The sequence below is a fragment of the uncultured Paracoccus sp. genome, assembly GCF_945915435.1.
Classification (GTDB): domain Bacteria; phylum Pseudomonadota; class Alphaproteobacteria; order Rhodobacterales; family Rhodobacteraceae; genus Paracoccus.
In genome coordinates, this window is the sequence record NZ_CAMEFG010000053.1 from 1 (window position 1) to 24,656 (window position 24,656).

General features: G+C 65.1%; 25 protein-coding genes and 1 pseudogene. 4 read left to right on the plus strand and 22 right to left on the minus strand.

Going from position 1 to position 24,656, the window contains the following annotated elements; all coding sequences use genetic code 11:
- The 3 genes from Q0O97_RS15140 to Q0O97_RS15150 all read right to left on the minus strand — a co-directional run.
- Positions 1-577 (minus strand): DEAD/DEAH box helicase (locus tag Q0O97_RS15140; RefSeq protein ID WP_294931217.1); only part of this gene is annotated, 577 nt, incomplete at its 3' end.
- Between the two features lie 344 nt (positions 578-921).
- The gene (gene dtd / locus Q0O97_RS15145; protein ID WP_294931146.1) at positions 922-1,371 is read right to left on the minus strand and encodes a D-aminoacyl-tRNA deacylase; all 450 of its coding nucleotides are present in this window, start codon (positions 1,369-1,371) and stop codon (positions 922-924) included.
- Between the two features lie 3 nt (positions 1,372-1,374).
- Positions 1,375-1,602 carry a hypothetical protein gene (locus Q0O97_RS15150; protein ID WP_294931149.1) on the minus strand — a complete coding sequence of 76 codons (228 nt, stop codon included), beginning with the start codon at positions 1,600-1,602 and terminating at the stop codon, positions 1,375-1,377.
- Between the two features lie 171 nt (positions 1,603-1,773).
- Here Q0O97_RS15150 and Q0O97_RS15155 point away from each other — a divergent pair, with 171 nt between their 5' ends.
- Positions 1,774-2,025 (plus strand): DUF2312 domain-containing protein, encoded by a 252-nt coding sequence (locus Q0O97_RS15155; protein ID WP_294931152.1) that lies wholly within the window; start codon positions 1,774-1,776, stop codon positions 2,023-2,025.
- A gap of 96 nt (positions 2,026-2,121) precedes the next feature.
- On the opposite strand, the gene Q0O97_RS15160 is transcribed toward Q0O97_RS15155, so the two are convergent.
- From Q0O97_RS15160 to mbhE, 9 genes are all read right to left on the minus strand, one after another.
- Positions 2,122-4,185 carry a TRAP transporter permease gene (locus Q0O97_RS15160; protein WP_294931155.1) on the minus strand — a complete coding sequence of 688 codons (2,064 nt, stop codon included), beginning with the start codon at positions 4,183-4,185 and terminating at the stop codon, positions 2,122-2,124.
- 82 nt (positions 4,186-4,267) lie between these two features.
- The gene (locus Q0O97_RS15165; protein WP_294931157.1) at positions 4,268-5,278 is read right to left on the minus strand and encodes a TAXI family TRAP transporter solute-binding subunit; all 1,011 of its coding nucleotides are present in this window, start codon (positions 5,276-5,278) and stop codon (positions 4,268-4,270) included.
- A 152-nt stretch (positions 5,279-5,430) separates the two neighbouring features.
- Positions 5,431-5,721, minus strand: a complete 291-nt coding sequence (gene mnhG, locus Q0O97_RS15170; protein ID WP_294931160.1) for a monovalent cation/H(+) antiporter subunit G — start codon at positions 5,719-5,721, stop codon at positions 5,431-5,433.
- On the minus strand, positions 5,714-6,010 hold the full coding sequence (locus Q0O97_RS15175) for a monovalent cation/H+ antiporter complex subunit F (protein ID WP_294931163.1): 297 nt from the start codon (positions 6,008-6,010) through the stop codon (positions 5,714-5,716). Before Q0O97_RS15175 ends, mnhG begins: the two co-directional genes overlap by 8 nt.
- A complete protein-coding gene (locus tag Q0O97_RS15180) occupies positions 6,010-6,489 on the minus strand; it encodes a Na+/H+ antiporter subunit E (RefSeq protein WP_294931166.1) in 480 nt (159 codons plus the stop codon). Before Q0O97_RS15180 ends, Q0O97_RS15175 begins: the two co-directional genes overlap by 1 nt.
- Positions 6,486-7,991: a Na+/H+ antiporter subunit D gene (locus Q0O97_RS15185; protein WP_294931169.1), complete on the minus strand. Its 1,506-nt coding sequence runs from the start codon at positions 7,989-7,991 to the stop codon at positions 6,486-6,488. Before Q0O97_RS15185 ends, Q0O97_RS15180 begins: the two co-directional genes overlap by 4 nt.
- Positions 7,988-8,347, minus strand: coding sequence for a Na+/H+ antiporter subunit C (locus tag Q0O97_RS15190; protein WP_294931172.1), 360 nt, complete (start codon positions 8,345-8,347; stop codon positions 7,988-7,990). Before Q0O97_RS15190 ends, Q0O97_RS15185 begins: the two co-directional genes overlap by 4 nt.
- The gene (locus tag Q0O97_RS15195) at positions 8,348-8,749 is read right to left on the minus strand and encodes an MnhB domain-containing protein (RefSeq protein WP_294931175.1); all 402 of its coding nucleotides are present in this window, start codon (positions 8,747-8,749) and stop codon (positions 8,348-8,350) included. It lies immediately after the preceding gene.
- Positions 8,746-10,992: a hydrogen gas-evolving membrane-bound hydrogenase subunit E gene (gene mbhE / locus Q0O97_RS15200; protein WP_294931178.1), complete on the minus strand. Its 2,247-nt coding sequence runs from the start codon at positions 10,990-10,992 to the stop codon at positions 8,746-8,748. The genes Q0O97_RS15195 and mbhE overlap by 4 nt, the downstream gene beginning before the upstream one ends.
- A 121-nt stretch (positions 10,993-11,113) precedes the next feature.
- Between mbhE and Q0O97_RS15205 the strand changes: the two genes are divergently transcribed.
- The gene (locus tag Q0O97_RS15205; protein ID WP_294931181.1) at positions 11,114-12,073 is read left to right on the plus strand and encodes a hydrogen peroxide-inducible genes activator; all 960 of its coding nucleotides are present in this window, start codon (positions 11,114-11,116) and stop codon (positions 12,071-12,073) included.
- A gap of 235 nt (positions 12,074-12,308) precedes the next feature.
- Here the strand turns inward: Q0O97_RS15205 and Q0O97_RS15210 are convergent, their stop codons facing one another.
- On the minus strand, positions 12,309-13,031 hold the full coding sequence (locus Q0O97_RS15210) for a superoxide dismutase (protein WP_294931184.1): 723 nt from the start codon (positions 13,029-13,031) through the stop codon (positions 12,309-12,311).
- A 164-nt stretch (positions 13,032-13,195) separates the two neighbouring features.
- On the opposite strand from Q0O97_RS15210, the gene Q0O97_RS15215 reads away from it, so the two are divergent.
- A complete protein-coding gene (locus Q0O97_RS15215) occupies positions 13,196-14,125 on the plus strand; it encodes an AEC family transporter (RefSeq protein WP_294931186.1) in 930 nt (309 codons plus the stop codon).
- Between the two features lie 19 nt (positions 14,126-14,144).
- Here the strand turns inward: Q0O97_RS15215 and Q0O97_RS15220 are convergent.
- The 9 genes and pseudogenes from Q0O97_RS15220 to Q0O97_RS15260 all read right to left on the minus strand — a co-directional run.
- Positions 14,145-14,243, minus strand: a pseudogene (locus tag Q0O97_RS15220) (cobalamin-binding protein); the annotation flags it as partial.
- Positions 14,244-14,324: 81 nt separating this feature from the next.
- Complete coding sequence (locus tag Q0O97_RS15225) at positions 14,325-15,212, minus strand: ribokinase (RefSeq protein ID WP_294931190.1); 888 nt, start codon at positions 15,210-15,212, stop codon at positions 14,325-14,327.
- Positions 15,209-17,032, minus strand: coding sequence for an ABC transporter ATP-binding protein (locus Q0O97_RS15230; protein ID WP_294931193.1), 1,824 nt, complete (start codon positions 17,030-17,032; stop codon positions 15,209-15,211). Before Q0O97_RS15230 ends, Q0O97_RS15225 begins: the two co-directional genes overlap by 4 nt.
- Positions 17,033-17,035: 3 nt before the next feature.
- Positions 17,036-17,974: an ABC transporter permease gene (locus Q0O97_RS15235; RefSeq protein ID WP_294931196.1), complete on the minus strand. Its 939-nt coding sequence runs from the start codon at positions 17,972-17,974 to the stop codon at positions 17,036-17,038.
- Between the two features lies 1 nt (position 17,975).
- A complete protein-coding gene (locus tag Q0O97_RS15240; protein ID WP_294931200.1) occupies positions 17,976-18,947 on the minus strand; it encodes an ABC transporter permease in 972 nt (323 codons plus the stop codon).
- A complete protein-coding gene (locus Q0O97_RS15245) occupies positions 18,944-19,915 on the minus strand; it encodes a nucleoside hydrolase (protein ID WP_294931203.1) in 972 nt (323 codons plus the stop codon). The genes Q0O97_RS15240 and Q0O97_RS15245 overlap by 4 nt, the downstream gene beginning before the upstream one ends.
- The gene (locus Q0O97_RS15250; protein ID WP_294931206.1) at positions 19,912-20,877 is read right to left on the minus strand and encodes a nucleoside hydrolase; all 966 of its coding nucleotides are present in this window, start codon (positions 20,875-20,877) and stop codon (positions 19,912-19,914) included. The genes Q0O97_RS15245 and Q0O97_RS15250 overlap by 4 nt, the downstream gene beginning before the upstream one ends.
- Positions 20,878-20,898: 21 nt before the next feature.
- Entirely contained in the window at positions 20,899-21,780 is an 882-nt protein-coding gene (locus tag Q0O97_RS15255) for a dihydrodipicolinate synthase family protein (RefSeq protein WP_294931208.1), read from the minus strand.
- 10 nt (positions 21,781-21,790) lie between these two features.
- A complete protein-coding gene (locus tag Q0O97_RS15260) occupies positions 21,791-23,341 on the minus strand; it encodes an ABC transporter substrate-binding protein (RefSeq protein WP_294931211.1) in 1,551 nt (516 codons plus the stop codon).
- Between the two features lie 127 nt (positions 23,342-23,468).
- On the opposite strand from Q0O97_RS15260, the gene Q0O97_RS15265 reads away from it, so the two are divergent.
- Positions 23,469-24,398, plus strand: a complete 930-nt coding sequence (locus Q0O97_RS15265; RefSeq protein WP_294931214.1) for a LysR substrate-binding domain-containing protein — start codon at positions 23,469-23,471, stop codon at positions 24,396-24,398.
- Positions 24,399-24,656: the final 258 nt, after the last annotated feature.

Sequence of the window (24,656 nt, forward strand, 5' to 3'; positions counted from 1 at the left end):
CGGCCAGTTCCTCCATCAGCTTGGGCATGGTGGCGGAAAACAGCAGCGTCTGGCGCTGCGGCGGCAGGCGGCGGGCGATCTGGCGCAGCGCGTGGATGAAGCCGATGTCCAGCATCTGGTCGGCCTCGTCCAGCACCAGGTAGCTGGTCTGGCGCAGGTCCACCGCGCCGCGGTCCATCAGATCGATCAACCGGCCCGGCGTCGCGATCAGCACATCCACCCCGCGCGAGAGACGCTCGGTCTGGACGTTGATCGAGGCGCCGCCGACCACGCGAAAGCTGCGGATCGGCGTGCCCTCGGCGAAGGCGTCGATGTTATGGGCGATCTGCGTCGCCAGTTCCCGCGTCGGCGCAAGGATCAGCGCGCGGCAGGTCTTGGGATCGGGCTTGCGGCCATGCTGTATCAGCCGCGTCAGCATGGGCAGGCCGAAGGCGGCGGTCTTGCCGGTGCCGGTCTGTGCCAGCCCCAGCAGGTCGCGCCCCGCGACGATGGACGGGATCGACTGCACCTGAATGGGCGTCGGCTGGTTCAGCCCAAGCGGGGGCAGGTTGGCGTTGATGCGCGGGTCGATCCCCATCTCGGCGAAGGGGCCGGTGGGCAGCGGGTCGCGAACCGGGGCGCGGCGGCGCTCGGCCACTGCGGAATCGTCATGGGGACGCGCGGCGCGCGGATTGGAATTGCGCCGCGGACGGCGTTTGAAATCGTTCATCATTGTCTTTCACCCGGCCCCGCGTATCCCGAGGGCGGGTCGTGGCAGGGTCTTCTGCCCTGCATTGCAAAGGTGCGGGCAAGATACGAAACCCGCCGGACCCCTGCGTGACATGGGATACGAAATTCATGGGTCGAGCCTTGGGATCGGTCCCGGCTGCTCACGCGCCAGCGGCTTCGACTTGCCCCAGATGAGGGTTCGGGGCCGCAAAGTCAAGGACGATCGGCGCTGTCCATCCAGATCGTCACCGGACCGTCGTTGACCAGCGACACCCGCATGTCGGCCCCGAAGGCGCCGCTTTCGACATGCAGGCCGGTCAGGCGCAGCGCCTGCTGGAAATGTTCGTAAAGCGCGCGGCCCCGGTCGGGCGGGGCGGCGCTGGAAAAGCCGGGACGGTTGCCGCTGCGGGTATCGGCGGCAAGGGTGAACTGGCTGACCGCCAGCACCGCCCCGCCGCTATCCTGGACCGAGCGGTTCATCTTGCCCGCCTCGTCGCGGAAGATGCGCAGCCGGGCGATGCGTCCGGCCAGCGCCTCGGCCGATTTCTCGTCGTCGCCCTGCATCGCGCAGACCAGGACCAGCAGGCCCGGCCCGATCTGGCCGATGGTGCGGCCCTCGACGGTGACGCTGGCCTCGGCCACCCGCTGGATCAGCGCGCGCATGGCTCAGCGTCCAAGGATGATGCCAAGGACGACCAGCATCAGCCCCAGCACCGAGGCCGCCAGCGCCGCCATGTTGACCGCCGTGACGCGCTGCATGACGCGGCGCAGCGTCTCGTCATCGGTTCCGGCGCGGCGGGCGCGGATCACGGTCAGGATGCACCAGACCAGCGTGAGCAGCCCAAGGACGGTCAGCCCCGCGCCGCCCCAGATCAGAATGTCCCAGATGGTCATGCCAGCCCCCTGTCCCGGTCCCGTTTCGACCTCATGGCCCTAGCGGTCTTTTGCCCCGCCCGCAAGCGCCGGGCCTTGTCTCAGGGGGCAAAGCCGTGGATAAGCCTGATCCACGAAGGGCCGCGCGCCGGCGTGGCCGACACCCGGATTTCGCCTTGCAGGGGTATGAGGATGAGCACGGAAGAAAGTTACGGCATCGCCGCGGGCGAGTTGCGCCAGTTCGTCGAACGCATCGAGCATCTCGAACAGGAAAAGAAGGACATCGCCGAGCAGATCAAGGAGGTCTACAGCGAAAGCAAGGGCCGCGGCTACGACACCAAGGCGCTGCGCGCGATCATCAGCCTGCGCAAGAAGGACAAGGATCAGGTCGCCGAGGAAGAGGCCGTGCTGGAGATCTACAAGGAAGCCCTGGGCATGCGCTGATCCCGCTGCCCCGTTCCGTCACGATGAAACCCCGAGGATGGCGCCATCCTCGGGGTTTTTCGCATTTTTAGGGATCAGGCCCCGATCAGGCCCCGCTCACGCCGGGGCGGGGGCCTTGGGCGGGCGGCCCGCCAGCACCTGGCGCAGCACCACCGCGCCAAGGATCGCCGCACCGATGACGGTCGATATGATCTCGGGCGCGATCATCATGAATGCCGCGATGGGCAGGAAGATGCGCTCGATCAGCAGCAGCGGGCCGTGCAGCCAGTTCGTGATCGCCGCCGATAGCGCGATGATTCCCAGCATCGCCCCCGTGAAGGCCAGCGCGAAGTCCGGCCATGTGAAATCCGCCGTGACCAGCAGCAGCGAGGGCGAAAAGACGAAGACGAAAGGCACCAGCGCCTTGCCCATCGACAGCCGGAAGGCGGTGTTGCCCGCATTGAAGCCGTTGGCCCCCGCGATCCCCGCCGCCGCATAGGCCGCCAGCGCCACGGGCGGCGTCACATCGGCCAGCACACCGAAGTAGAAGACGAAGAAATGCGCGACCAGCGGCTCGACGTTCATCATGCCCAGCACCGGGGCGGCGACGGCGACCATGATGATGTAGTTTGCCGTCGTCGGCACGCCGCAACCCATCAGCACGCAGACCACCGCCGTCATGACAAGGGTAAAGAGCAGCGAAAGCGCCTCGATGCTGAACAGCTCAAAGGGCAGGAAACCCAGGAAGCCGTGGAAATCCACCGCCCATTGCTGCGCCACGCTGGTGACCATGAAGGCGATCTTGAAGCCCACGCCGGTCAGCGTCACCACCCCGATGACCACCCCGACCAAGGCCGCCGCAGCCGTCACCGACAGCGACTGGCGGCCACCGGACACGAAGCCCTCGAATATGCCCGAGGCGGCTTCCTTGATCCCCTGGACGACACCGGCGGCCATGATGCGCTGGATGAAATAGATCGCGATGCAGGCGGTGATGGCCCAGAATGCCGACAGGAAGGGCGTGCGGCCCGACATCAGCATCCAGACCAGCAGGATCAGCGGCAGCATCGCCAGCCAGCCCTCGCGCAGGACCTTCCACGCTTTGGGCAGTTCCTCGGCCCGCAGGCCGCGGATGCCGAGGCGCTTGGCTTCGAGATGGACCTGAACCAGCACGCCGAAGAAATGCATGAAGGCCGGAACCAGCGCCGCGATCAGGATGGTGCGCAGCGGAATGCCCAGGTATTCGACCATCAGGAAGGCCACCGCGCCCATGACGGGGGGCGTGATCTGCCCGCCGGTCGAGGAAGCCGCCTCGACCGCCGCGGCGAAGTGGCGCTTGAAGCCGATCTTGATCATCGCCGGAATGGTCAGCGCGCCCGTGGTCACCGTATTGGCGATCGACGACCCCGTGATCGTGCCCAGCATGGCCGAGGACACGACCGAGACCTTGGCCGGTCCCCCGGCAAAGCGCCCGGTCAGCGCGGTGGCAAGGTCGATGAACAACTGCCCCAGCCCGATCTTCTGCGCCATCACCCCGAACAGGACGAAATGGAACACATAGGTCGCGATCACGCCCAAAGCGGTGCCGTAGATCCCTTGCGAGGTCAGGTAGAGGTGGTTGATGATATTGGCCCAATCCGCGCCGGGATGGACGAGGATGCCGGGCATCGAACGCCCGAAATAGGCATAGGCGATGAACAGCAGCGCGATCACCGGCAGGGGCCAGCCCATCGAGCGGCGCACGGCCTCGAGCAGCGTGACCAGCAGGATCGTGCCCATCGCGATGTCGATGGGCAGCGGGTTGCCGACGCGGAAGGCCAGTTGCGAATAGATCCAGGGCACATAGAAGGCGCTGACCATCCCGGCGATGGCAAACACCCAGTCCAGGACCGGGATGCCCAGGATCACGAAACCGTCGGTGCGGTGACGGTTGCGCGCCAGAGCGGAAAAGCTGAGAAAGACCACGAACAGCGACACGCCCATATGCAGCCCGCGGTGGGTCGTGGCGCGCGGGATGCCGTAGCCCGCAGTATAATAGTGATAGCACGACAGCAGGAACAGGATCACCGCCGACAGGATGGCGATGGAAGGCAGAACCGTCCTGAAGCGGGATTCGGGATCGTATTCCTCTTCCAGGGCGCGCAGTTCGGCGTCGGAAAGCTGGCGGGGGGCGTCGGTCATTCTGGGTTCCTGCGATGCTGGTCAGGGAAAGGACGCGACCGGATTGCCCGGCCGCGTCCCTTTGGCTGTTACAGGGGCAGGCTCATTCGAGCGCGCCAGCCTCGCGATAGAAACGCTCGGCGCCCGGATGGAAGGGAATGCCCGCGCCCTGCGTGGCGCTTTCCAGCGTGATCTGCGCACCCTTGGCGTGACCTGCGGCGAACAGCGCCTGCGTGTTGTCGTTATAGAGCGCCTGGGTGATGCCGTAGACCAGCTCTTCGGGCTGGTCCGCGCTGGTCACGAGCTGCGCACCGACCGAGATCGTGTTCACGTCTTCGTCCTGGCCCTCATAGGTGCCGGCGGGGATCAGGTCGGTGGCGAAGAAGCTGTATTCCTCCATCAGGGCGTCGGCCTCGTCCCCGGCGATGGGCACGATCGTCACGTTGAACTGGCTGGCCAGTTCGGCGATGGCGCCCGTCGGATAGCCGCCGACGAAGAAGAAGGCGTCCATCGCGCCGTCGCGCATCCGGTCAGCCGCCTGTTCGGGCTTGAGATATTCCGGGGTGATGTCCGATTCGGACAGGCCATAGGCCCCCAAGATGATCTGCGCATCGACCAGCGTGCCCGAACCGGGTTCGTCCAGCGAAACCCGCTTGCCCGCCAGATCCGAGACCGAACTGATGCCCGAATCGGCGCGCGCGACAAGGTGGATGCTTTCGGGATAGAGGTTGGCGATCAGCCGCAGGCTTTCGACCGCGGTCTGGTCTTCCCAAAGCCCGGTGCCGGTCTGCGCCCAATAGACCACGTCGGATTGGGCGAAGCCTGCCTCCATCGCGCCGCCTGCGATGGCGTTGACGTTGCCGACCGAACCGTTCGAGGCCACAGCCGTCGCCACCAGGCCCGGCACCCCGCAAGAGCCGCCTTCATCGCAACCGCGCGAGCCGGGCGGGTTGGAAATCGCATTCGCGATCAGGCCGCCGATCGGGTAGTAGGTGCCCGAGGTGCCGCCGGTGCCGATGCGGAAGAACGACATCTCCTGCGCCGCGGCGCCCTGCGCCATCATGCCGACCGCAAGGGCTGCGCCCGCCATGGCCTTGAACGAAAAGAGCTTCATATCTGCCTCCCAGCAAGAAACGAGAAATTGCCGCCGCCTTTCCGGCGGTCATGGGCCAGCCTAAGCGTATTTCCGGGCAATGGTCCATCCGTAAGGTGCGCGCGTTACGTTGCGGAAAGCGGGGTTTTCCCGCCGTGCCGGTCCGGGCGGCGCTATTTCCTGCCCTGTCCGCTGCGCCATGCGGCGGCGCGGCCCAGAAGATGCGCACCGATGGGGGCGGTCAGGAAGATGAACAGGATCGCGAAGACGGCGCGCGTCACCGCGCTGACATGGCCGATATCGACCGCCGCCGCCAGCAGCGCCAGCGCGCCCGCGAAGGATGCGACCTTGGACGAGGCATGCATCCGCGTGAGCGCATCGGGAAAACGCAGCACGCCCACGGCGGCGACCAGCGCGAAGCCCCCGGCCAGCAGGGCGAGGATGCCGGTCACGATCTCAATCATCGCTGTCGCTCCTTCTGGCGAGGCGTTCGGCGTAGCGCGCCAGCGCCACCACCGACACGAAGCTGACCAGCGCCAGCGCGACGGCGATGTCCAGATAGCCCTCGACCTGCGCCTTGACGGCGAAAAGGCCGCAAAAGGCGATGACCGACGCCGTCATCATGTCCAGCGCCACCACCCGGTCGGCCAGCGTCGGCCCGCGCCACAGCCGGACGAAGCCAAGCGCGATGGCAAGGGCGATCAGCGAAAGGCCGATGGTCAGGCAGATGTCCATGAAAGCAGCGGCGTTCATCAGCGGAAGACCTCTCTTACACGATGTTCCATGCCGGATTTCAGGTCGGCGACCAGGGCCTCGGGGTCATCGGCATAGATCGAATGGACGACGAGAAAGCTCTTGTCCCCGGCCACGTCCAGCGTCAGCGTGCCGGGCGTCAACGTGATCAGGTTGGCGAGGATGAAGATTTCCAGGTCGCTCTTGCAGTCGATGGGCATCCGCACGATGGCCGGCCGCAGGCGCGGGCTGCGCGAGACGCAGTCGCGCGCCACCATCAGGCAGGACTTGATCAGTTCCTTCAGGAAATAGACCGCAAGGACGAAGCTTTGGGGCAGGGCGCGGAAATAGCGCGCATCCTCGGCCCCGACAAGGCGGCGGGCGAACCACAGCCCCGCGAAACCGAAGGCGAAGCCCGCCAGCAGGTCCAGGGGCGCGAAGCTGCCCCAGAGCGCGCCCCAGCCGATGGCCAGCAGGACATTCATCGCAAGGAAGGTCATGGCGCTTCTCCTGCCGGAAGGACGGTCGCGATATAGGCCGAGGGGTCAAGAAGCTGCTCGGCCGCCACCGTCGCGAAATCCACGAAAGGCTGGGGGAACAGCCCGATCACCACGGTCATCAGCGCCAGCGCGATCACCGGCGACAGCAGCAGCAGGCGCTGGCGCGGCGGAATGGTGGACAGCGCGGGCTGGCGCCCGTCAGGATGGGGCTTCCAGAAGGCTTCCGCCCAGATCTTGGTCATGGAAAAGATCGTCAGTAACCCGGTCAGCAGCGCGACGAAGGCGACCAGCCACGCCCCAAGGTCCAGCGAGGCCTTGACCAGCACGTATTTCGCCCAGAACCCCGAAAGCGGCGGGAAACCGGCCAGCGAAAAGGCGGGGATCAGGAACAGCACCCCCAGCAAGGGCGCCGAGCGGTAAAGCCCGCCGATGGCATAGAGGTCGGACGATCCGGTCAACCGGCGCGAAACGCCCGCGATCAGGAACAGGTTCGCCTTCACGATGATATGGTGCAGCAGATAGAACACGCCCCCCATCAGCGCCAGCGGCGTCATCAGCGCCAGCCCCAGCACCATATAGCCGATCTGGCTGACGATGTGGAACGACAGGATCTTGCGGAAATCGCTTTGTGCCGCAGCACCCAGAACCCCGGACAGCATGGTCAGGCAGGCAACCCACAGCAATATTTCATGCGTATAACCCTGGTCGCCCACGAAGATCAGCGTGAAGACCCGCATCAGCGCGTAGACGCCCACCTTGGTCAGCAGCCCGGCAAAGACCGCCGAGACCGCGTAATGCGGCGTATGGTAGGACGCCGGCAGCCAGAAGAACAGCGGAAAGACCGCGGCCTTCAGCCCGAAGCCGAACATGAACATCATCGCGATGACGGTCATCAGCCCCTGGTCGGGATGGGCCGCCACCGCGGCATGCAGGTCAGCCATGTTCAGCGTGCCCGTCGCGCCATAGGTCAGCCCCGCCGCGCACAGAAACAGCACCGTCGAGATCAGGTTCAGCGTGACGTATTTCACCGCCCCGTCCACGGCCTTGCGCTGCCCGCCGATCACCAGAAGGCCGAAGGATGAGATCAGCAGCACCTCGAACCAGACATAGAGGTTGAACAGGTCGCCCGTCAGGAACGCCCCCGTCACGCCCCCGATCAGCGTCTGGAACAGCCCGTGCCAGCCCATGCGGGTGGAAATCTGCCCGACCTCGGCCATCGCCCAAACCGACACGCCAAGGCTGATGATCGCCGTGATCAGCACCATCGCCGCCGACAGGTAATCGGCGGCCAGCGTGATGCCGAAGGGCGCGTCCCATGCGCTCATTTGCGTGGCGATGACGCCGTTTTCCACGACCGCCAGCAGCAGGCGGATCGCAAGGACAACCGAGGCCACGGCGCCAAGCACGGAAATCCAGCCCGATCCGCGGCGATTGCGCAGCAGGAAGGCCGCCGCCGCCGCGCAGAAGGGCACCAGGATCGGAAGCGCGAGGGTCCAGCTCATTTATCGTCCTCAGGCTCGGCCAGGCGCATCCGGTCCACGTTCAGGTGGCCGAAGGCGCGATAGGCGCGGATGGTCAGCCCCAGCGCAAAGGCGAACAGGCCGAAGCCGATCACGATGGCGGTCAGCAGCAGCGCCTGCGGCAGCGAATTGGCCATCTCGTGCCCCGGCAGGGTGCCGCCCGAACCCAGCAGGGGCGGCGCGCCTTCGGTCAGGCGCCCGGCGGCAAAGATGGCAAGGTTCACCCCGTTCGACAGCAAAAGCAGCCCGAACAGGAAGCGCAGCAGGTTGCCCGACAGCATCAGCCAGACCGCGCAGGCGGTCAGCACGCCTGACAAGAGCGCAAGGACGGTTTCCATTCAGAGCGTCTCCTCGAGTGCGAAGATCAGGGTGAGGATGCCGCCCACCACGGCCAGGTAGACGCCGATGTCGAACAGCAGCACGCTGGAGATCGCATAGCCCGCCACCTCGGCCCAGATCCCGGCAAAGGGGGCCGCGCCCAGGGGCAGGGCCATCAGCCCCGAAATCAGCGCGCAGACCAGCCCCAGGACGCCGATGGTGCGCGGATCGACCCGCAGGGCGCGCCGCGCCTCGGCCACGCCGCTGGCGAAGGCGTGGATGGCAAGCCCGCAGGCCGCGATCAGCCCGCCGATGAAGCCGCCCCCCGGCGCGTTATGGCCGCGCAGCAGGACGTAAAGAGAAAAGACCAGGAACAGCGCGATCAGCAGGCGCGCGCCCGTCGTCAGGATCAGCGAGTTCATCGGCGCACCCTCGCCGAGCGGCGCTTGAGCACCGCATAGGCCCCGATCGAGGCCAGCAGCACCACCGTCAATTCGCCGAAGGTATCGAAGGCGCGGAAATCGACCAGGATGACGTTCACGATGTTCAACCCATGCGCAAGGAGATACGAGGATTCCTCGAAGTAGAGCGTGATATGGCGGTCCAGCGGGTGCGAGGTGACGGCCAGCACGATCAGCGTCATGCACAGCCCCACCGCCCCGGCCAGCGCCGCATGGCGCCATTGCTGGGACTTTGTCCGCCGCTCGACGATGCCGGGCAGGCGCAGCATGGCGATGCCGAAGAGGACGGCGGAAAGCGTCTCGACCATCAGTTGGGTGGTGGCGACGTCGGGGGCGCCGAAATAGATGAAGATCAGCGCCACGCCGATGCCGACCGTGCCGATCCCTGCGATGTTCGAGATGCGCGAATGCGGGTTCAGCGCCAGGATCGCCCCCGCCGTGACGAAGCCCGCGATCACCCAGACCGGCAGCGGCGCGGCAAGGCCGGGCAGCAGGACGGGGCGCCTCAGGATCAGCGTCAGCCCCAGCGACAGCGCCAGTATGGCAAAGCTGGCCGCAAGGTAATGCGTCAGTCGCCCGTTCTGGATCAGCCGGGCCTGCCAGGTGCAAAAGGCGCGGAAGTGGTCGAGGAAGCGGTCCCAGCCCGGATCGAAGCGGGGCAGGCGCTCCAGCAGCGCGGCGATGGAGCCGCGCAGGGATTGCCGGCGCAGATACAGCACCACCCCCAGCGCGAAGGTCGCGGCGCTCAGCAAAAGCGGCAGGTTCACCCCCGCCCACAGGTGCAGCCCCGCCGCGCGCGGCTGGCCGAGGCTGCCGGTGACGGCGGCCCCGATCATCGGTTGCAAAAGGCCCGCGCCCAGCCCGAAGATCAGGCCCAGCCCGCCCAGCACCAGCGGCCCGGCCAGCATCTGCCAGCAGGCTTCGTGCGGGGCATGGGGCGGGTCGCCCGGCGCCCCCCAGAAGGGGCGCAGCGCGACGATGCCCGCGACGGCGAACATCAGCGCATTCGCGACCAGCACGCCCAGCGTCACCAGCGCCGAAGGGGCCAGGGTGGCCGAGCCTGCATAAAGCAGCTCTTTCCCGATCCAGCCGATCATCGGCGGCAGCCCGGCCATCGAGGCCCCGGCCAGCGCCGCGGCCAGCGCAGTCAGCGGCATCGCATGGCCCAGGCCCCCCAGCAGGACCACGTCGCGGGTACCGGTGCCGTGGTCGATCGCGCCGACCACCATGAACAGCGCCGCCTTGTAAAGCGAATGCACCACCAGAAAGCTGATCGCCGCCGTCAGCGCATAGGGCGAGCCGCCCGCCAGGAACAGCGTGATCGTGCCCAGCGCCATAAGGGTCGTATAGGCCAGCGCGGTCTTGAGGTCGGTCTGGCGCAGCGCAAGGACCGAGGCCATCACCGCCGTCACCAGCCCCGCCGCCGTCAGCGTGGCGGCCCATGCGCCGGTCCCGCCCAGCACCGGATGCAGCCGCGCCAGCAGGTAGACGCCCGCCTTTACCATTGTTGCCGAATGCAGATAGGCCGAAACCGGCGTCGGCGCCGCCATCGCATTGGGCAGCCAGAAATGAAAGGGAAATTGCGCCGATTTGGTAAAGGCCCCCAGCAGGACCAGCACCAGGATGCCGCCGTAAAGCCCCGAATCCTGCAAGCCCGGCCCGGCCAGGATCTGCGCAAGATCATAGCTGCCCGCCGCCGTCCCCATCAGGACAAAGCCCGCCAGCAGCGCCAGCCCCCCGGCCGCCGTCACCAGCATGGCCTGCAAGGCATTGCGCCGCGCCTGCGGGTTCTGGTGGTCGAAGCCGATCAGCAGGTATGAGGTGACGCTGGTCAGTTCCCAGAACACGAAAAGCGTGATCAGGTCGCGCGCCAGCACCAGCCCCAGCATCGACAGCATGAAGGCGAACAGGAACAGGATGAACCGCCCGAATTGCGGGTGATCGCCCATGTAGCCGGTGGCATAAAGAAAGATCAGCGCCCCGATGCCGGTGATCAGCAGCGCAAAGATCAGCGACAGCCCATCGACAAGAAAGCCCAGCGAAATACCCAGCGAAGGCGCCCAGTTCCAGGTCAGGTGAACCTGGCCTCCGCCCTGAACCTCGGGGATCCACATCGCCAGGATCGCAACCATGACAAGGGCGGCCAGGGCGGCGGCATAGCCCCAGATCCGCCCGCCGGACGGTTCGGCTTCCTTGGAAATCATGCGGTTTTTGCCTCCCCTGCAACGCCGCACAGGCATTCCGATCTGGTTACACAGTTATGTGACGAAAAAGAAATAGAAAATCACATTGCCGCTTATAGCCTGTATCTATATGAACTGCGTCATGCCGACCTTGCAGCAGCTTCGTTACCTTGCCGCCATCGCGGACCACCTGAATTTCAGCCGCGCGGCCGAGCTGTGCGGGGTGGCCCAGCCGACGCTGAGCATGCAGTTGAAGGAACTGGAAAACCGCCTTGGCGCCAAGCTGGTCGAACGCACCCGCGCGCGCGTCGTCCTGACACCGATCGGCCAGCAGGTCGCCCGGCATGCCCGCGCCGTCGTCGCCCAGGTCGAGGACATCCGCGAGATCGCCCTGCGCGACGACCCGGCGGCGCCCCAGGCGGCGTTGCAGCTTGGGGTCGTGCAGACCATCGGCGCCTATGCCCTGTCCATCGCCATGCCGGAATTGCGCCGCAGCTTTCCGAACATGCGGGTCCGGGTGCGCGAGGATCGGCGCGACAGCCTGATCCGGCAGTTGGCCGACGGGGCGCATGACGCCATCCTGCTGCCCGAAGAGATCGCCCGCCCCGAATTCATCTGCAAGCGTCTGCTGACCGAACCCCTGCAGGTCGTCCTGCCCGCCGATCACCCCCTTGCCGCCAAGGAATGCGTCGATCCGGCGGACCTGGGCGGCGAAACCGTCCTGACGATGGAGCGGGGCCACCAGATGCACGACCAGATCGTCCATCTGTGCAAGGAAGTGGGCGCCATCCATGCGCGCGATTACGAAGGCACCACCCTGGACACATTGCGCCAGATGGTGGCCATCGGCATGGGCATCTCGCTGCTGCCCGCGCTCTATGTCCGGTCCGAGGTGCTGCGCGAACAACTGGTCGTGGCCCGCCCGCTGACGTCCTGTGCGCCGGTCCGCCATGTCGCGTTGATCTGGCGCAGGCATTCGCCGCGCGAGCAGACCTATCTGGGCGTCGCCGCCGCCCTGAGCGAAAGCCTTGCCCCCTGGGACCTTGACCAAGGGAATGCCCTGACCAAACCGAAGGACCATCCGGCGGAACGGGATAATTGATCAAAAATATTTAATATCAATCATGGTGTTAAAATTAATATGTAAAGTGATTTATAAAAAATCTGACGGCATGCCGAAAGGTCCTGACCCTGCACCACCGCATGGGCACGGCGACAGGCCATCAGGGATACGACAGGCAAGAGGGCATGCCCGGCGGCCAGCCCGCGCCGGTTCCCCGCAGGTTGCGGACCTTCGCCCCTATGCGCGGTCGCGGGCCGGCGCCCCTGCCACGACTTCAGCCCAGGGCGTTCGCGTAATTCCGCGAAACCGCCGCCCAGTCGACCACGTCCCACCATGCGCCCAGATATTCCGGCCTGCGATTGCGGTAGGTCAGGTAATAGGCGTGTTCCCAGACGTCATTGCCCAGGATCGGCGTGCCGCGCACCTCGGCCACATCCATCAGCGGATTGTCCTGATTGGGTGTTGTCGTGATCTGAAGCTGGCCCGCCTCATCCACGATCAGCCAGACCCAGCCCGAGCCGAATCGCGCCGCACCCGCCTCTTCAAAGCCCGTGCGGAAATCCTCGACCGAGCCGAAAGCCGTTTCCAGCGCCTGTATCAGTTCTGCCGAAGGTTCGCCCCGCTGGTCCTCGGGCGCCATGAGGTTCCAGAAAAAGCTGTGATTCCAATGCCCGCCCGCATTGTTGCGCACGGCGGGCGGATGGGTGCCCGCATTTGTGATCAGGTCCGATAGGGTCAGCGATTGCAGCGCCTCATCGCCCTCGACCGCCTTGTTGAGGTTGTCGACATAGGCCTGATGGTGCTTGCCGTGGTGCAATTCCATCGTTTCGGCGTCGATGACGGGGGCCAGCGCATCCGCCGCATAGGGCAGGTCGGGCAGCGAAAAGGGCGCGCTTGCCGCATCCGCGTCCTGCGCATGGGCCGCCCCGGCCCAGCCAAGCCGCGCCATCGCCGCCGAGGCCAGGAGGGTGGCCGTTGCCTGTCGTCTGGTCATCATGATGGGATCTCCTCGATGCAAGATGCAGACATATCAACCTGCGATCCCCCGGATTGTTTCCGCACGCAGTGCCGCAAACTGGCCCGGCCCGCGGGATCGGCGGAAATTTACATATGCGGGAAAGCTGGTAGAAGGGGCCGGTCGTTCCTGTTGAAAGGCCCTGCATGACCAGTCTCGTCGTGATCGCGCTCTTGCCGATCGTGCTGCTCATCGCCTTCGGCAAGGGGCTGAGGCACAGCGGATTCCTGACTCCCGCATTCTGGCCCCAGGCCGAGCGGCTCAGCTTTTACATCCTGCTGCCCGCGCTTTTCATCCACAGCCTTGCGACCGCGCGGCTGGATGCGCTGCCGGTCGGCAAGCTGGCCCTGACGCTGATCCTGTCCATCCTGGTCGTCGCCGCCGTGCTTGTCCTGCTGCGCCCGGCCTTCGCGCTGGACGGCCCGGCCTTCACCTCGGTCTTTCAGGGCGCGATCCGCTTCAACAACTATGTCGGCGTGACGCTGGCCGCAGGCGTCTATGGCGCCGAGGGGATCGCGCTTGCCGCGATCTGCAACGCAACCATCGTGCCGACGGTGAATATCCTCAGCGTGGCCGTCTTTGCGCGGCACGGACAGGCGCGGCTGACGGCCTTGGGGGTGGTGCGGCATATCGTGACCAATCCGCTGGTGGCCGGTTCGCTGATCGGCGTGGCATTGCAGGCATCCGGCTGGGGTTTGCCCGTGGGGCTTGAGCCTGCGCTGAAATCGCTGGGCGCCGCCGCGCTGCCGCTGGGCCTGCTTTGCGTCGGCGCCGCGCTGGAATTCGGCGGCGCGCGGCGGTGGATCGGGCCGATCCTGACCTCATCCATCGTGAAGTTCGCGGTGATGCCCGCCGTTACCGTGGCGGCTGGCCTTGGCTTCGGCCTGTCCGGCCCTGCGCTGACGACCGCGCTGATGTTCCAGGCGCTGCCGACGGCGACCTCTTCCTATATCACCGCGCGCCAGTTGGGTGGCGATGCACCGCTGATGGCGGGCATCATCGCGGTCCAGACGGTCCTGGCCCTGGCCGCCATTCCGCTTGCGCTGCTGGCCATATCGTCCTTCATCGCGATTTGATCCGGGTGCGACAGACAGGGGGCGCACCGCCGACCAGCGCGACATAATCCCCGCGGATGCCCTCTTCCGCCATCGTGCCGATCACGACCTTCATACAGGGCATGGTTGTGGACGGCATGCATTGCCATTCGCATGGTCCCGCCACCGGCAAGACATTGGTGCGACAAGGCAAGCCTGTCGGCGCTGCGATATCTTCCGGCTATCGGGCTATCCGTTGCTTTGCGTCGATCTCGGCCGCCGAGGGCAGGCTGGACTGGCTGCCGGTCCGGGTGCATGCGATGGACGCGGCGGCGGCGGCCCGGTGAAGGGCTGCTTCGGCGCCGGCACCGCGGTCCAGAGCGGCGGCGAACACGCCCACGAAGCAATCGCCAGCCGAAGTCGTATCGCGAACCACGCAAGGGACGGCGGGAACGACAACCTCGGTTCCACCCCAGCAAAGTTCGGCCCCTTCTGCACCAAGCGTCCGAAGTATGCCGCTGCCGCTTGCACGGGCCAGTTCGCTTGCCGAAGCGCCGCAATTCAGCCAGTCGGCCAGTGCCTGCGATTCATCCTCGTTCACCACGATCAGGTCGCAAAGCGCAAGCACGTCTCGGGGCAGGCGAAATGCCGGGGCCAGGTTCAGGATACTGCGTATCCCCGTGGCACGGCTACGGCGGATCAGGCGTTCGATTTCTGCCGGGTCGTTTTCCATTTGCAGCAAGAGGATGTTCGCCTCACGCAAAAGCGCATCCTCGACCAGATCCGACGAGGCGGCAAGGTTCGCACCGCCGGCGACGACGATCACGTTTCGCCCATCGCCATCCCGGTGGATGGAGGCGCAGCCGGTCGGCGCATCCAGGCGGGCCACGCGGGACAGATCGACCTTTCCCTTCAGCCCATGCAAGGCGATATCGGCAAGCGCATCGCCGCCCACCGCCCCGGCCATCGCGACCCTGGCCCCGTCAAGAGCCGCGGCGAGCGCCTGATTGGCGCCTTTGCCGCCCGCTTCGGTGTGAAAGCCCTGCGCCATGAGGGTCTGACCGGCATCCGGCAAGGCGGAGACCGTGAAAATCAGATCGGCATTGATGGACCCGAAATTGACAATCATGCGGCGGCCTCGTCATCGACGATCTGGACGAAATGGCCGTCGCCCACTTCGCGAAAGAGACGCTTCGGCGGCACATAATCGGCGGAACGATAGGGGCTGCGGATCTCTTCGGCGGTTGCGACGCGCCGCTGCCTGCGCGAGGGATCGGCAACGGGAACCGCCGCGATAAGCTTGCGCGTATAGGGATGCCGGGGGTTTTCGAAGACGGCGGCACGAGGTCCGATTTCCACGATCTCGCCCAGATACATGACCGCGACGCGATGGCTTATGCGTTCCACCACCGCCATGTCGTGGCTGATGAACAGATAGCCCAGGCCATAGCGCTCTTGCAGGTCCAGCATCAGGTTGATGACCTGCGCCTTCACCGACACGTCCAGGGCCGAGACGGATTCGTCGGCGATGATCAGCCTGGGTTCGAGCGCCAAGGCCCGCGCGATGCAGATCCGCTGACGCTGCCCACCCGAGAATTCATGCGGGAAACGCTGCATCATCTCGCCCGACAGGCCGACGCGTTCCAGCAGGCCGGCCACCCTTGCCGGCGCGTCCCGCCGGGAAACCAGGCCGTGGGCGATCATCGGCTCGGCGATGGCGGCGCCGATGCGGATGCGGGGGTTCAGGCTCTCGAACGGGTCCTGAAAGATCATCTGCACGTCGCGGCGGATGCTGGCCAGTTCGGAATGCCCTGCCTTGCGGACATCGTGTCCGTTCAGCGAAACCGTCCCGCCGGTCGGCTCTTCCAGCCGGATGAGCGAACGTCCGGTCGTCGATTTTCCGCAGCCGGATTCCCCCACCAGCGACAGGGTTTCCCCCTGGCGCAGTTCAAAGGAAATATCCTCGACCGCGTGAATGCGGCCTACGACCCGGCGCAGGATTCCCTTGCGGATCGGAAAGCGTGTCACGAGGTTGGCGACCTCAAGGATCGGGGCGGCGTCGCGGCGCACGGTGTCGGCGGTCGATTGGGGCGGTGCGATCTCTCCGGTGGTCATATCCACCCGCGGAAAACGCAGGGGCCGATCGTGCCCCCTCATCGCGCCAAGCTGCGGCACGGCCGAAAGGAGCGCACGAGAATAGGGATGCCTGGCCCGCCGGAAGATTTCCTCGGTCGTTGCGGTTTCGACCACATCCCCGCGATACATGACCACGGTTCGGTCGGAAACTTCCGCCACCACGCCCATATCATGGGTGATGAACAGGACCGACATCCCCTCTTCTTCCTGAAGGGTCTTGATCAGTTCCAGTATCTGCGCCTGGATCGTGACATCCAGCGCGGTCGTCGGTTCGTCGGCAATCAGCAGGCGGGGCGAGCAGGCAAGGGCGATGGCGATCACGACGCGCTGGCGCATCCCGCCCGAGAAGTTCATCGGATATTCCCCCAGCCTCTGGCGGGCCGAGGGGATGCGGACCCGGTCGAGCAGCCGGGCCGCCTCGGCCATTGCCCCGGCATCCGACATGCCCCGATGATGCCGCAGCACCTCGGTGATCTGATCGCCGATCTTCAGGACGGGGTTGAGCGAGGTCATCGGCTCTTGAAAGATCATGCCGATGCGGTTTCCCCGGATCGCCTGCATGTCCGGCAGGGGCAGGTCGAGCAGGTTCCTTCCCTCGAACTCGATCCGTCCGGTGCTGCGTGAATTGGCGGGTGACAGCAGCCGCATGATGGACATTGCGGTCACGCTTTTGCCGGAACCGGATTCGCCGACGACGGCAACGGTTTCGCGGGGCTGGATGTCGAAGGCGACGCCCCTGATCACGTCGCGCCATTGGCCGTCCACGCGAAACGAGGTCGTCAGGTCCTGCACCGACAGGATGGGGTTCGTCATGGGTCAGCCCTCCCTGCGGGGGTTGAGAATGTCGCGCAGCGAATCGCCGATCAGGTTGATCGCCACGATAAGGATCAGAAGCGCCAGGCCGGGGAAGAAGCTGATCCAGTAATCGCCCGACAGCAGGTATTCGAAACCGTTCGACACCAGCAGGCCAAGCGAGGGTTCCGTCACCGGCAGTCCGATGCCCAGAAAGCTCAGCGTCGCCTCAAGCATGATCGCATAGGCCACGCGCATGGTGGCGACCACGATCAGGGGCGGCAGGCAGTTCGGCAGGATATGCCGGAACAGCACCCGGCGGTCGGGCAGGGCCATCGACCGCGCGGCATCGACATAGGCGCGCTTGCGCTCGACCAGGGCCGAACCGCGGATCGTGCGCGCGTAATAGGCCCATTGCGTGACCACCAGCGCGAAGATGATCTTGTCCACCCCCTGTCCGAGGACTGCCAGAAAGATCAGCGCGATGAGAATCGCCGGAAAGCTGAGCTGGATATCCACGATCCGCATCAGGAACGCATCGGTCCTGCCACCCGCATAGGCGCTGAGTAGCCCGATCGAGGCGCCGATCAGAAGCGCGATGGCCGCACTGACGAGGCCGACGAGAATGCTGGTCCGCAGCCCGAACAGGATTGCGCTGAAAAGGTCGCGTCCCTGGTCGTCGGTGCCCAGTAGGTAGACCGTGCCGGTCATGCTTTCGGAACCAGGCTTCAGCCGCCCGTCCATGATGTCGAGTTGCGAGAGGTCGTAAGGGTTCTGCGGCGCGAGCAGGGGGGCGAAGATCGCCAGCAGCACGAAGGCGGACAGCACCACGATCCCGGTCAGCGCCAGCGGGTCGCGCAACAGCTTGCCGAACGCCTGCGCAAATGGGGAAACGGAACGGCGCTTGCCTGGTTTCGCGGCGGGGGCGTGGATCGAGGATGCGCTTTCAGTGGGCAGGGTCATGTCATTTGCCCTCCAGCCGGACACGGGGATCGACGACGGAATACAGGATGTCGACGACAAGGTTTATGACGCTGAACATCACGACCGTGATCATCAGGTAGGCAAGGATCACGGGCCGGTCCAGCACGGCGATGGCGTCGATGATCAGCTTGCCCATGCCGGGCCATGCGAAGATCGTCTCGGTCACCACGGCGAAGGCGATCAGCGAACCCAGCTCCAGCCCGATGACGGTGATCAGAGGGATCAGGGTATTCTTCAGGACGTGGACGCTGACGATGCGCCTTTCCGGCATGCCCTTGGCACGGGCAAAGCGCACGAAGTCCAGTTGCATCGTCTCCAGCACCCCCGCGCGGGTGATACGGATCACAAGCGAGATCTTGAACAGCGCCAGGTTGAAGGCGGGCAGGGCCAGATGGGCCAGTCCGTCGCGGGTGAAAACGCTTAGCGGAACCCCGAACACCTCTGTCGTTTCACCCCGTCCCGACGACGGCAGCCAGCCCAGTTGCACCGCAAAGACCATGATCATTACCAGCCCGATCCAGAAGGTCGGCAGCGAAAAGCCGAGGATCGAGAAGGTCATGATCGATTTCGACAGCACGCTGTTCGGCCGAAGCCCCGCATGGATGCCAAGGGGAATGCCGATCACCAGCGCCATCAGCAGTGCGGTCACGGCAAGTTCCAGCGTTGCCGGCATTCGTTGCAGGATCAGGTCGAGGGCGGGCTGATTGAATACGAAAGAGTTCCCAAGCTCTCCCTTCAGCGCATTCCCGAGGAAGATCCAATATTGTTCCCAGACCGGCCGGTCCAGTCCGAAGGATCGGATCACCTCCAGCCGTTCGGCCGGGGTGGCGGTCGGGCTGAGCAGCACGTCCACGGGATTGCCGACCATGTGAAGCCCGCCGAAGACCAGGACCGACATGACGAACAATGTCACAAAGGTCTGCAAGAACCGGCTGAACAGATAACCGCTCATTTCCCTTTACTCCCTCGGTGCGACAGGGCGGCCACGGTGCCGTAATGTGTAAGTCTTTCCGTCAGCAGGGTGATATAACCCGCCTCATCGACTTGTCTCATGACGGTAGTGCGTGCGTCATGGTCCGTGAAATCGGCATAGGTATGGCCGCTGGTTTGCCCGTCGACCTGCACGCCTATGGTTGCGCGACGGCCTTCGAACAGGTCTGGTGCGATCAGCCATGCGATGGTCATCGGATCGTGCAGCGGCCCGCCAGGACGGCCATAGCGGACAGGATCGCTGCGGTCGTATTCTGACAGCAAATTTGCGAGCGCGGTCCCGGCCTCGCCGCCGGTATCGCGGATGTGCGCGACATGGGCCGCGTCGAACAACGCCTGCATGGTCACGTCCAGCGGAAACAGCACCACCGGCACGTCCGACGAAAAGACGATTTGTGCCGCATGGGGATCGGCGTAGATGTTGAATTCGGCCCAGGGGACGCGGTGTCCAAGGGCGGTAAAGGCCCCGCCCATGCAGACGATGCGCGCGATCCCTTGCGAGACCTCGGGATGCAGGCGCAAGGCCAGGGCGATATTGGTCAGCGGGCCGATGGCGCAGATCGTGATCGCGCATCCCGTCCGCGCGGCCTCGCGGGCCTGCCGCGCGATGAAACCAGCCGCGCGCTCCGCCGCCGGTTCCACCGCGCCGCGTCCCACCAGCCGTTCCGGAAATGCCCCGATCAGGGCATATTTGCCCAACACCTGATCGCGCAGCAGCGGGTCTTGCGCACCTGCCATCACCGGCACATCGGGACGGCCAGCGATGCCGACGATCCGGCAGGCGTTGGCAAGCGCGGCGTTCAGGGGCACGTTCCCGGCCACCGTGGTGATCCCGAGCACGTCGATTTCGGGCGAGGCGAGCGCCATCAGGATCGCCGCCGCATCATCCACGCCGGGATCGGTATCGATGATGATCCGATGCCCCGTCATGCCGCGCCCCGCCGGGCGTAACGCGCAAGCAGATGCAGGTAGAAGTCGATGACACCCTGCGCATCCACATGGGTCACGATGTCGGCATTGGCGGGTTCGCCCGACTTCCCAAACCAGTCCGCGACCGTCTGTCCCAGGCATAGCGGGCTTTCCGTTTCCACGAAGACCCGCGCGGGACTGCTTTGGAACAGGTCGGGACGCAGCAGCCAGACCGTCACCAGCGGATCGTGCAGCGGCCCGCCGCGAGAACCATAGCGCCGTGCGTCGTTGCGGTCCCAGAACGCCATCAGTTCCGCAACCGTCCGCGAAATGGGGCCGCTCGACCGGGCGAATGCGTTGACATGCTCTGGCAGCAGCATCACCTGATGGGTCGCATCAAGGCCAAGCACCGTCATGGGTAGGCCTGCGGAAAACACGATCCGCGCCGCATGCGGATCGGCCAGCATGTTGAATTCCGAGGTCATGCTCCGGTTGCCCGGCTCTCGGAAGGCGCCGCCCATCATGACGATCCGCGCGATCCCGCCGGCGATTTCGGGCGCCATGCGCAGCGCCATCGCCACGTTGGTCAGGGGGCCAAGGCAGCACAATGTAACCTTTGGCGCGGCGCCTCGTGCGGCACGGCCAAGATGGTCGATCAGGCATTCGACCGCCGAAGTCGGTTCGGCCTGTTTGCGTGGCTCGGGCAGAACGGTATTGCCAAGCCCGGTGCTGCCGTGGAACTGCCCGTGGATCGGCTCGCGGCACAGCGGGCGATGGCAGCCGGGATGAACGGGGATCTCGGGCCGTCCGCCAAGCTCGCAGATCTGCAAGGCGTTGCGCAGCGTCTTGTCCAGCGGCTGGTTGCCGCATACCGGCGTTATGGCCAGGATGTCGAGTTCGGGCGAAACGAACGCGCCCAGCAAAGCGATCGTATCGTCGATCCCCGGATCGCAATCGAAGATGACGGGAAGGGTTGTATCCATGATCCGTTCCGGTCCTGCCGCCTACAGCGCACCCAGTTCGCGCAGCGCGGCGGCGATCTGGTCACGGGCAGCGCCGTCCAGCGGCTTTTGCGGCGCGACCGGATCGCCCACCTCGAAGCCCTGCAATTCCAGCGCCGCCTTGATGCAGCCCGCAAGCGAGTGGCGCGCGAAAAGTTCGTTGATCCGCCATAGCGGGCGCTGAAGCTCCATTGCGCGGGTCCAGTCGCCGCTGCGGGCGGCCTGATAAAGCGCGATGCTTTGCTCGGGGACGATGCAGGCCGGACCGGCCATCCAGCCGACGCCGCCGATCATCATCACGCAGGCGGGGATATGGGCGGATGCGGCGAAGACCTGCATCCGGCCGCCCACCCGGCCCATGATCGACAAGAGCCTGCCGGTATTGGACGAGGCGTCCTTGATGTAGCGGATGTTTTCGACATGGCTCAGCCGTTCGATCACCGGCAGGGTCAGGTCGGATCGCTGGAAGTTGGGATTGGTATACAGGACCACCGGCAGACCATCCGCCGCTTGCGCGATGGCAGTGAAATAGGCTTCCACCCCTTCGTCGTCGATGGGGAAATAGGCTTCCAGAATGGCAAGGATGCCGTCCGCCCCGGCTTCCATCATGGCGCGCGTCTGCGCCACCGCATCCGCCGTCGAGGTCGAGGCCACGCCGGGCACCACCGGCACCCGCCCCCGTGCGGCCCGGATTACCGATTTCGCCACCTCCAACCGGCGCGGTGCATCCAGATAGGCGAACTCGCCCGTGCTGCCAAGCGGCGCAAGCCCGTGGACCCCGGCGCCGATCAGCCGCTCGACCAGGGCCTCCATGACATCCTCGCGCAGGTTGCCGTCGCGGTCGAGGGGCGTGACCAGATAGGGGAAGACGCCGTGAAAGTTCATTATCAAGCCCTCACTCGGGCCGCACGTCATGGGCCAGGGTATAGCCGTCCGAACGCCCCGTGAAAGCCAGGCCGTCTTTGAGTGCCCAGGTATTTGCGAGGTAGAAAACCGGAATGACCCCCAGATCGTCCATTGCAATGGCGGTTGCCTGCTGAAGCAGTTCCTCGCGCCTGGTTTCGTCAAGGGTCTGGCGCGCTTCGATCAGGGCCGCATCGAATTCGGGGTTGGAATAACGGCCCCGGTTTCCGGCGCCCGCGCTGTCGCTATAGGTCTCCAGAAGCGGCCCCAGCACACCCGAGGCTTCGCCGGTTTCGACGGCGGCACCGCCCATGATGAAACTGAATTCCAGATTCGACGCGCGCGAGAAATAGACGCTGCCCGGCATGGTTTCGACCGAGGTAGCGATGCCGATGCGGCTGAAGAACTGCCCAATCGCCTGTGCAACACGGGAATCGTTGGGATAGCGATCATTCGACGCATGGAAAGTCAGTTCGAAGCCGTCGGGATAGCCCGCCTCGGCAAGCAGCGCCTTCGCCGCCTCGGGGTCGTATGGATCGACGGCAATGTCGGTATTGTAGCCGAAATAGCCTTCTGGCACCAACTGGCCGGCGGGGACGCCCTGACCATCCATGATGCGATCGACCAACGCCTCGCGGTTCAGCGACAACGACAGCGCACGGCGCACATTTGCGTCACGCAGCGGATTGCTGCCTTCGGCATCCTTCGAGAAAGGCGATTCCCCGCGATCCTGATCCATCGCCAGATACATGACGCGGTTGCCCGCGACCGAAACCACTTCGATGTTGCCGCTTCCTTCCAGCCGACGGGTGTCGGCGGTCGGAATGCTTTCGATCATATCCACATCGCCCGCCAGAATCGCCGCGACGCGGGCGCTGTTGTTCTTGAAGATGCGGAACCGGACCGTTTCCCACGCGGCAGGCTCGCCCCAGTAATCGTCGTTGCGGGCGACCCTGATTTCGCTGTCGGGCGTCCAGGACACGAACTTGAACGGTCCGGTCCCGATAACGTCCGTGCCCGAGTTCATCTGTTCGGTCGTGGTCGTTTCCGCTTCCGCGGGCAGGATGGCGATCCGGCTGAGGTTGTTGAGCAGCAGCGGCGTCGGTTCATCCGTCGTGATGCGCACGGTAAGCGGGTCCACCGCCTCGACCGAGGTAATGGCTTTCACATAGGGCATGAAGGAACTGGGGCTGTTGGTCGAGGCCAGGGGCACCCGGTTGATGCTTGCCACCACGTCTTCGGCGGTGAAGTCGCTGCCGTCGTGGAACCTGACGCCCTCGCGCAGCCTGAATTCCCAGGTCGTGTCGTCAAGGACTTCCCAGGATACTGCCAGCCCCGGCTCGATCTGCTGCTTGCCGTCCTGGTTGACCAGCCCGTCGAAGATGTTGCGCGCCATCGCGCTGTTGGGCCCGACGACATAGAATTGGGGGTCCATCGAGGTGGTCGAGGCCGCCAGGCCTATGGTCAGGTCCTGCGCCCAAAGGATAGTGGGCGCAAAGGCGGCGCTGGCCGCGAGGATCGTAGCCGTGGCGACGCGTTTCATGAGAGTTCCTCCTGATAAAAACCCCCATGTTCCTCCGGGGCAAAGTCAAAACTAGCCAGTTTGCAATCTGTTGAGAAATTGTATTTAGTCCTCTTGGTATAACCCAATATTATGATGGAGTGATGCCATGCGCTTGAGCCACCGGCAGGTAGAGGCGTTTCGCAACGTGATGATGACGGGCGGCATCACCTCTGCCGCCGCAGCGATGCATGTGACCCAACCCGCCGTCAGCCGGCTGATCCGCGATCTGGAACAGTCGATGCGGTTGCAACTGTTCGAACGCCGGGGCGCACGTCTGGACCCGACGCCCGAAGCAACGATGCTGTATCGAGAGGTGGAACGGCTCTATCTTGGGCTGGACCAGATCGCGCAAGCGGCCGAGGATATCCGCAGCCACAAGAACATCGTGATCCGCATCGGCACGGTAACCTCGCTGATGCGGCCGTATCTGCAACAGGCAATCCACGAGATCATCGGCGACCGCAAGGACTTGCCATTGGTGATCGATGTCGAAAACAGCCGTCATATCTGGGAAATGGTCGAGAACGCGCAATATGACGCCGGTTTCGTCTACGGCAGGCAGCGCATGGACATGCGTGCGGTTCCCCTGCGGCATCTTGGCGCCGTGGTGGGGGTGTTGCCGGACCACCCGCTGGCAAGGCAAACGGTCTGCACGGCGGATGATCTGGCGGGCGAGCGGCTTTTGATACCGGGCCGCAATTCTCCGGTGCGGATCGCGCTTGACAATGCCTTGTCCACGGCCAGCGGATCACCGCAAAGCATCGTGGAGACCTCGATGCTCAATTGCTGCCACTTTGCTGCAAACGGCATGGGAATCGCCATCGCCGACGAGGTATCGATCCATGCCGCCGAAGCCGGTCTTGCCACCATTCCGCTGATGCCGGCGATCCCGGTTTCCTATTACGCGATCCGCCCGCCGGGCGCGCATCATATCGCGATACTCGACCGTATCGTGGAACGGGTTCAGGTATTGCTGAATGCGATCCCGCCCGTAGCGGATTCGGACGGGTCAGCCGTGATTCGAACTTCGCCCTGATCTCTTCGGCGATCTGAGGGACAAGGCAAGCGGCTGTCGGATCATGGGCGCGGGTTCCAGGTGGCATTCGTAGGCGCCTGCTGCCCCTCGACGGGCCGAGCGCCGGCATTCCGATACTTGCCGTCATGAAAGCGCATCTTAGACGGCATCGACGCATCACTTCACATTGCCATCCTGCCTTGCTTGCGTTAACGATAACGGCATTGACACGAGGCGCCCATGCCCCTGAAACGCCCCCACCGCCCGCTGACGCTTCGC

What these genes read in the sequence shown, in the direction of transcription:
- Q0O97_RS15230 (WP_294931193.1), bottom strand. Translation starts at nt 17,032, where the DNA reads ATGACGAACCCCATCCTGTCGGTGCAGGACCTGACGACCTCGTTTCGC.
- Q0O97_RS15250 (WP_294931206.1), bottom strand. Translation starts at nt 20,877, where the DNA reads ATGGATACAACCCTTCCCGTCATCTTCGATTGCGATCCGGGGATCGAC.
- dtd (WP_294931146.1), bottom strand. Translation starts at nt 1,371, where the DNA reads ATGCGCGCGCTGATCCAGCGGGTGGCCGAGGCCAGCGTCACCGTCGAG.
- Q0O97_RS15260 (WP_294931211.1), bottom strand. Translation starts at nt 23,341, where the DNA reads ATGAAACGCGTCGCCACGGCTACGATCCTCGCGGCCAGCGCCGCCTTT.
- Q0O97_RS15210 (WP_294931184.1), bottom strand. Translation starts at nt 13,031, where the DNA reads ATGATGACCAGACGACAGGCAACGGCCACCCTCCTGGCCTCGGCGGCG.
- Q0O97_RS15215 (WP_294931186.1), top strand. Translation starts at nt 13,196, where the DNA reads ATGACCAGTCTCGTCGTGATCGCGCTCTTGCCGATCGTGCTGCTCATC.
- mbhE (WP_294931178.1), bottom strand. Translation starts at nt 10,992, where the DNA reads ATGATTTCCAAGGAAGCCGAACCGTCCGGCGGGCGGATCTGGGGCTAT.
- Q0O97_RS15245 (WP_294931203.1), bottom strand. Translation starts at nt 19,915, where the DNA reads ATGACGGGGCATCGGATCATCATCGATACCGATCCCGGCGTGGATGAT.
- Q0O97_RS15175 (WP_294931163.1), bottom strand. Translation starts at nt 6,010, where the DNA reads ATGAACGCCGCTGCTTTCATGGACATCTGCCTGACCATCGGCCTTTCG.
- mnhG (WP_294931160.1), bottom strand. Translation starts at nt 5,721, where the DNA reads ATGATTGAGATCGTGACCGGCATCCTCGCCCTGCTGGCCGGGGGCTTC.
- Q0O97_RS15240 (WP_294931200.1), bottom strand. Translation starts at nt 18,947, where the DNA reads ATGAGCGGTTATCTGTTCAGCCGGTTCTTGCAGACCTTTGTGACATTG.
- Q0O97_RS15255 (WP_294931208.1), bottom strand. Translation starts at nt 21,780, where the DNA reads ATGAACTTTCACGGCGTCTTCCCCTATCTGGTCACGCCCCTCGACCGC.
- Q0O97_RS15165 (WP_294931157.1), bottom strand. Translation starts at nt 5,278, where the DNA reads ATGAAGCTCTTTTCGTTCAAGGCCATGGCGGGCGCAGCCCTTGCGGTC.
- Q0O97_RS15195 (WP_294931175.1), bottom strand. Translation starts at nt 8,749, where the DNA reads ATGAACTCGCTGATCCTGACGACGGGCGCGCGCCTGCTGATCGCGCTG.
- Q0O97_RS15265 (WP_294931214.1), top strand. Translation starts at nt 23,469, where the DNA reads ATGCGCTTGAGCCACCGGCAGGTAGAGGCGTTTCGCAACGTGATGATG.
- Q0O97_RS15235 (WP_294931196.1), bottom strand. Translation starts at nt 17,974, where the DNA reads ATGACCCTGCCCACTGAAAGCGCATCCTCGATCCACGCCCCCGCCGCG.
- Q0O97_RS15155 (WP_294931152.1), top strand. Translation starts at nt 1,774, where the DNA reads ATGAGCACGGAAGAAAGTTACGGCATCGCCGCGGGCGAGTTGCGCCAG.
- Q0O97_RS15190 (WP_294931172.1), bottom strand. Translation starts at nt 8,347, where the DNA reads ATGGAAACCGTCCTTGCGCTCTTGTCAGGCGTGCTGACCGCCTGCGCG.
- Q0O97_RS15225 (WP_294931190.1), bottom strand. Translation starts at nt 15,212, where the DNA reads ATGATTGTCAATTTCGGGTCCATCAATGCCGATCTGATTTTCACGGTC.
- Q0O97_RS15150 (WP_294931149.1), bottom strand. Translation starts at nt 1,602, where the DNA reads ATGACCATCTGGGACATTCTGATCTGGGGCGGCGCGGGGCTGACCGTC.
- Q0O97_RS15205 (WP_294931181.1), top strand. Translation starts at nt 11,114, where the DNA reads ATGCCGACCTTGCAGCAGCTTCGTTACCTTGCCGCCATCGCGGACCAC.
- Q0O97_RS15160 (WP_294931155.1), bottom strand. Translation starts at nt 4,185, where the DNA reads ATGACCGACGCCCCCCGCCAGCTTTCCGACGCCGAACTGCGCGCCCTG.
- Q0O97_RS15180 (WP_294931166.1), bottom strand. Translation starts at nt 6,489, where the DNA reads ATGACCTTCCTTGCGATGAATGTCCTGCTGGCCATCGGCTGGGGCGCG.
- Q0O97_RS15185 (WP_294931169.1), bottom strand. Translation starts at nt 7,991, where the DNA reads ATGAGCTGGACCCTCGCGCTTCCGATCCTGGTGCCCTTCTGCGCGGCG.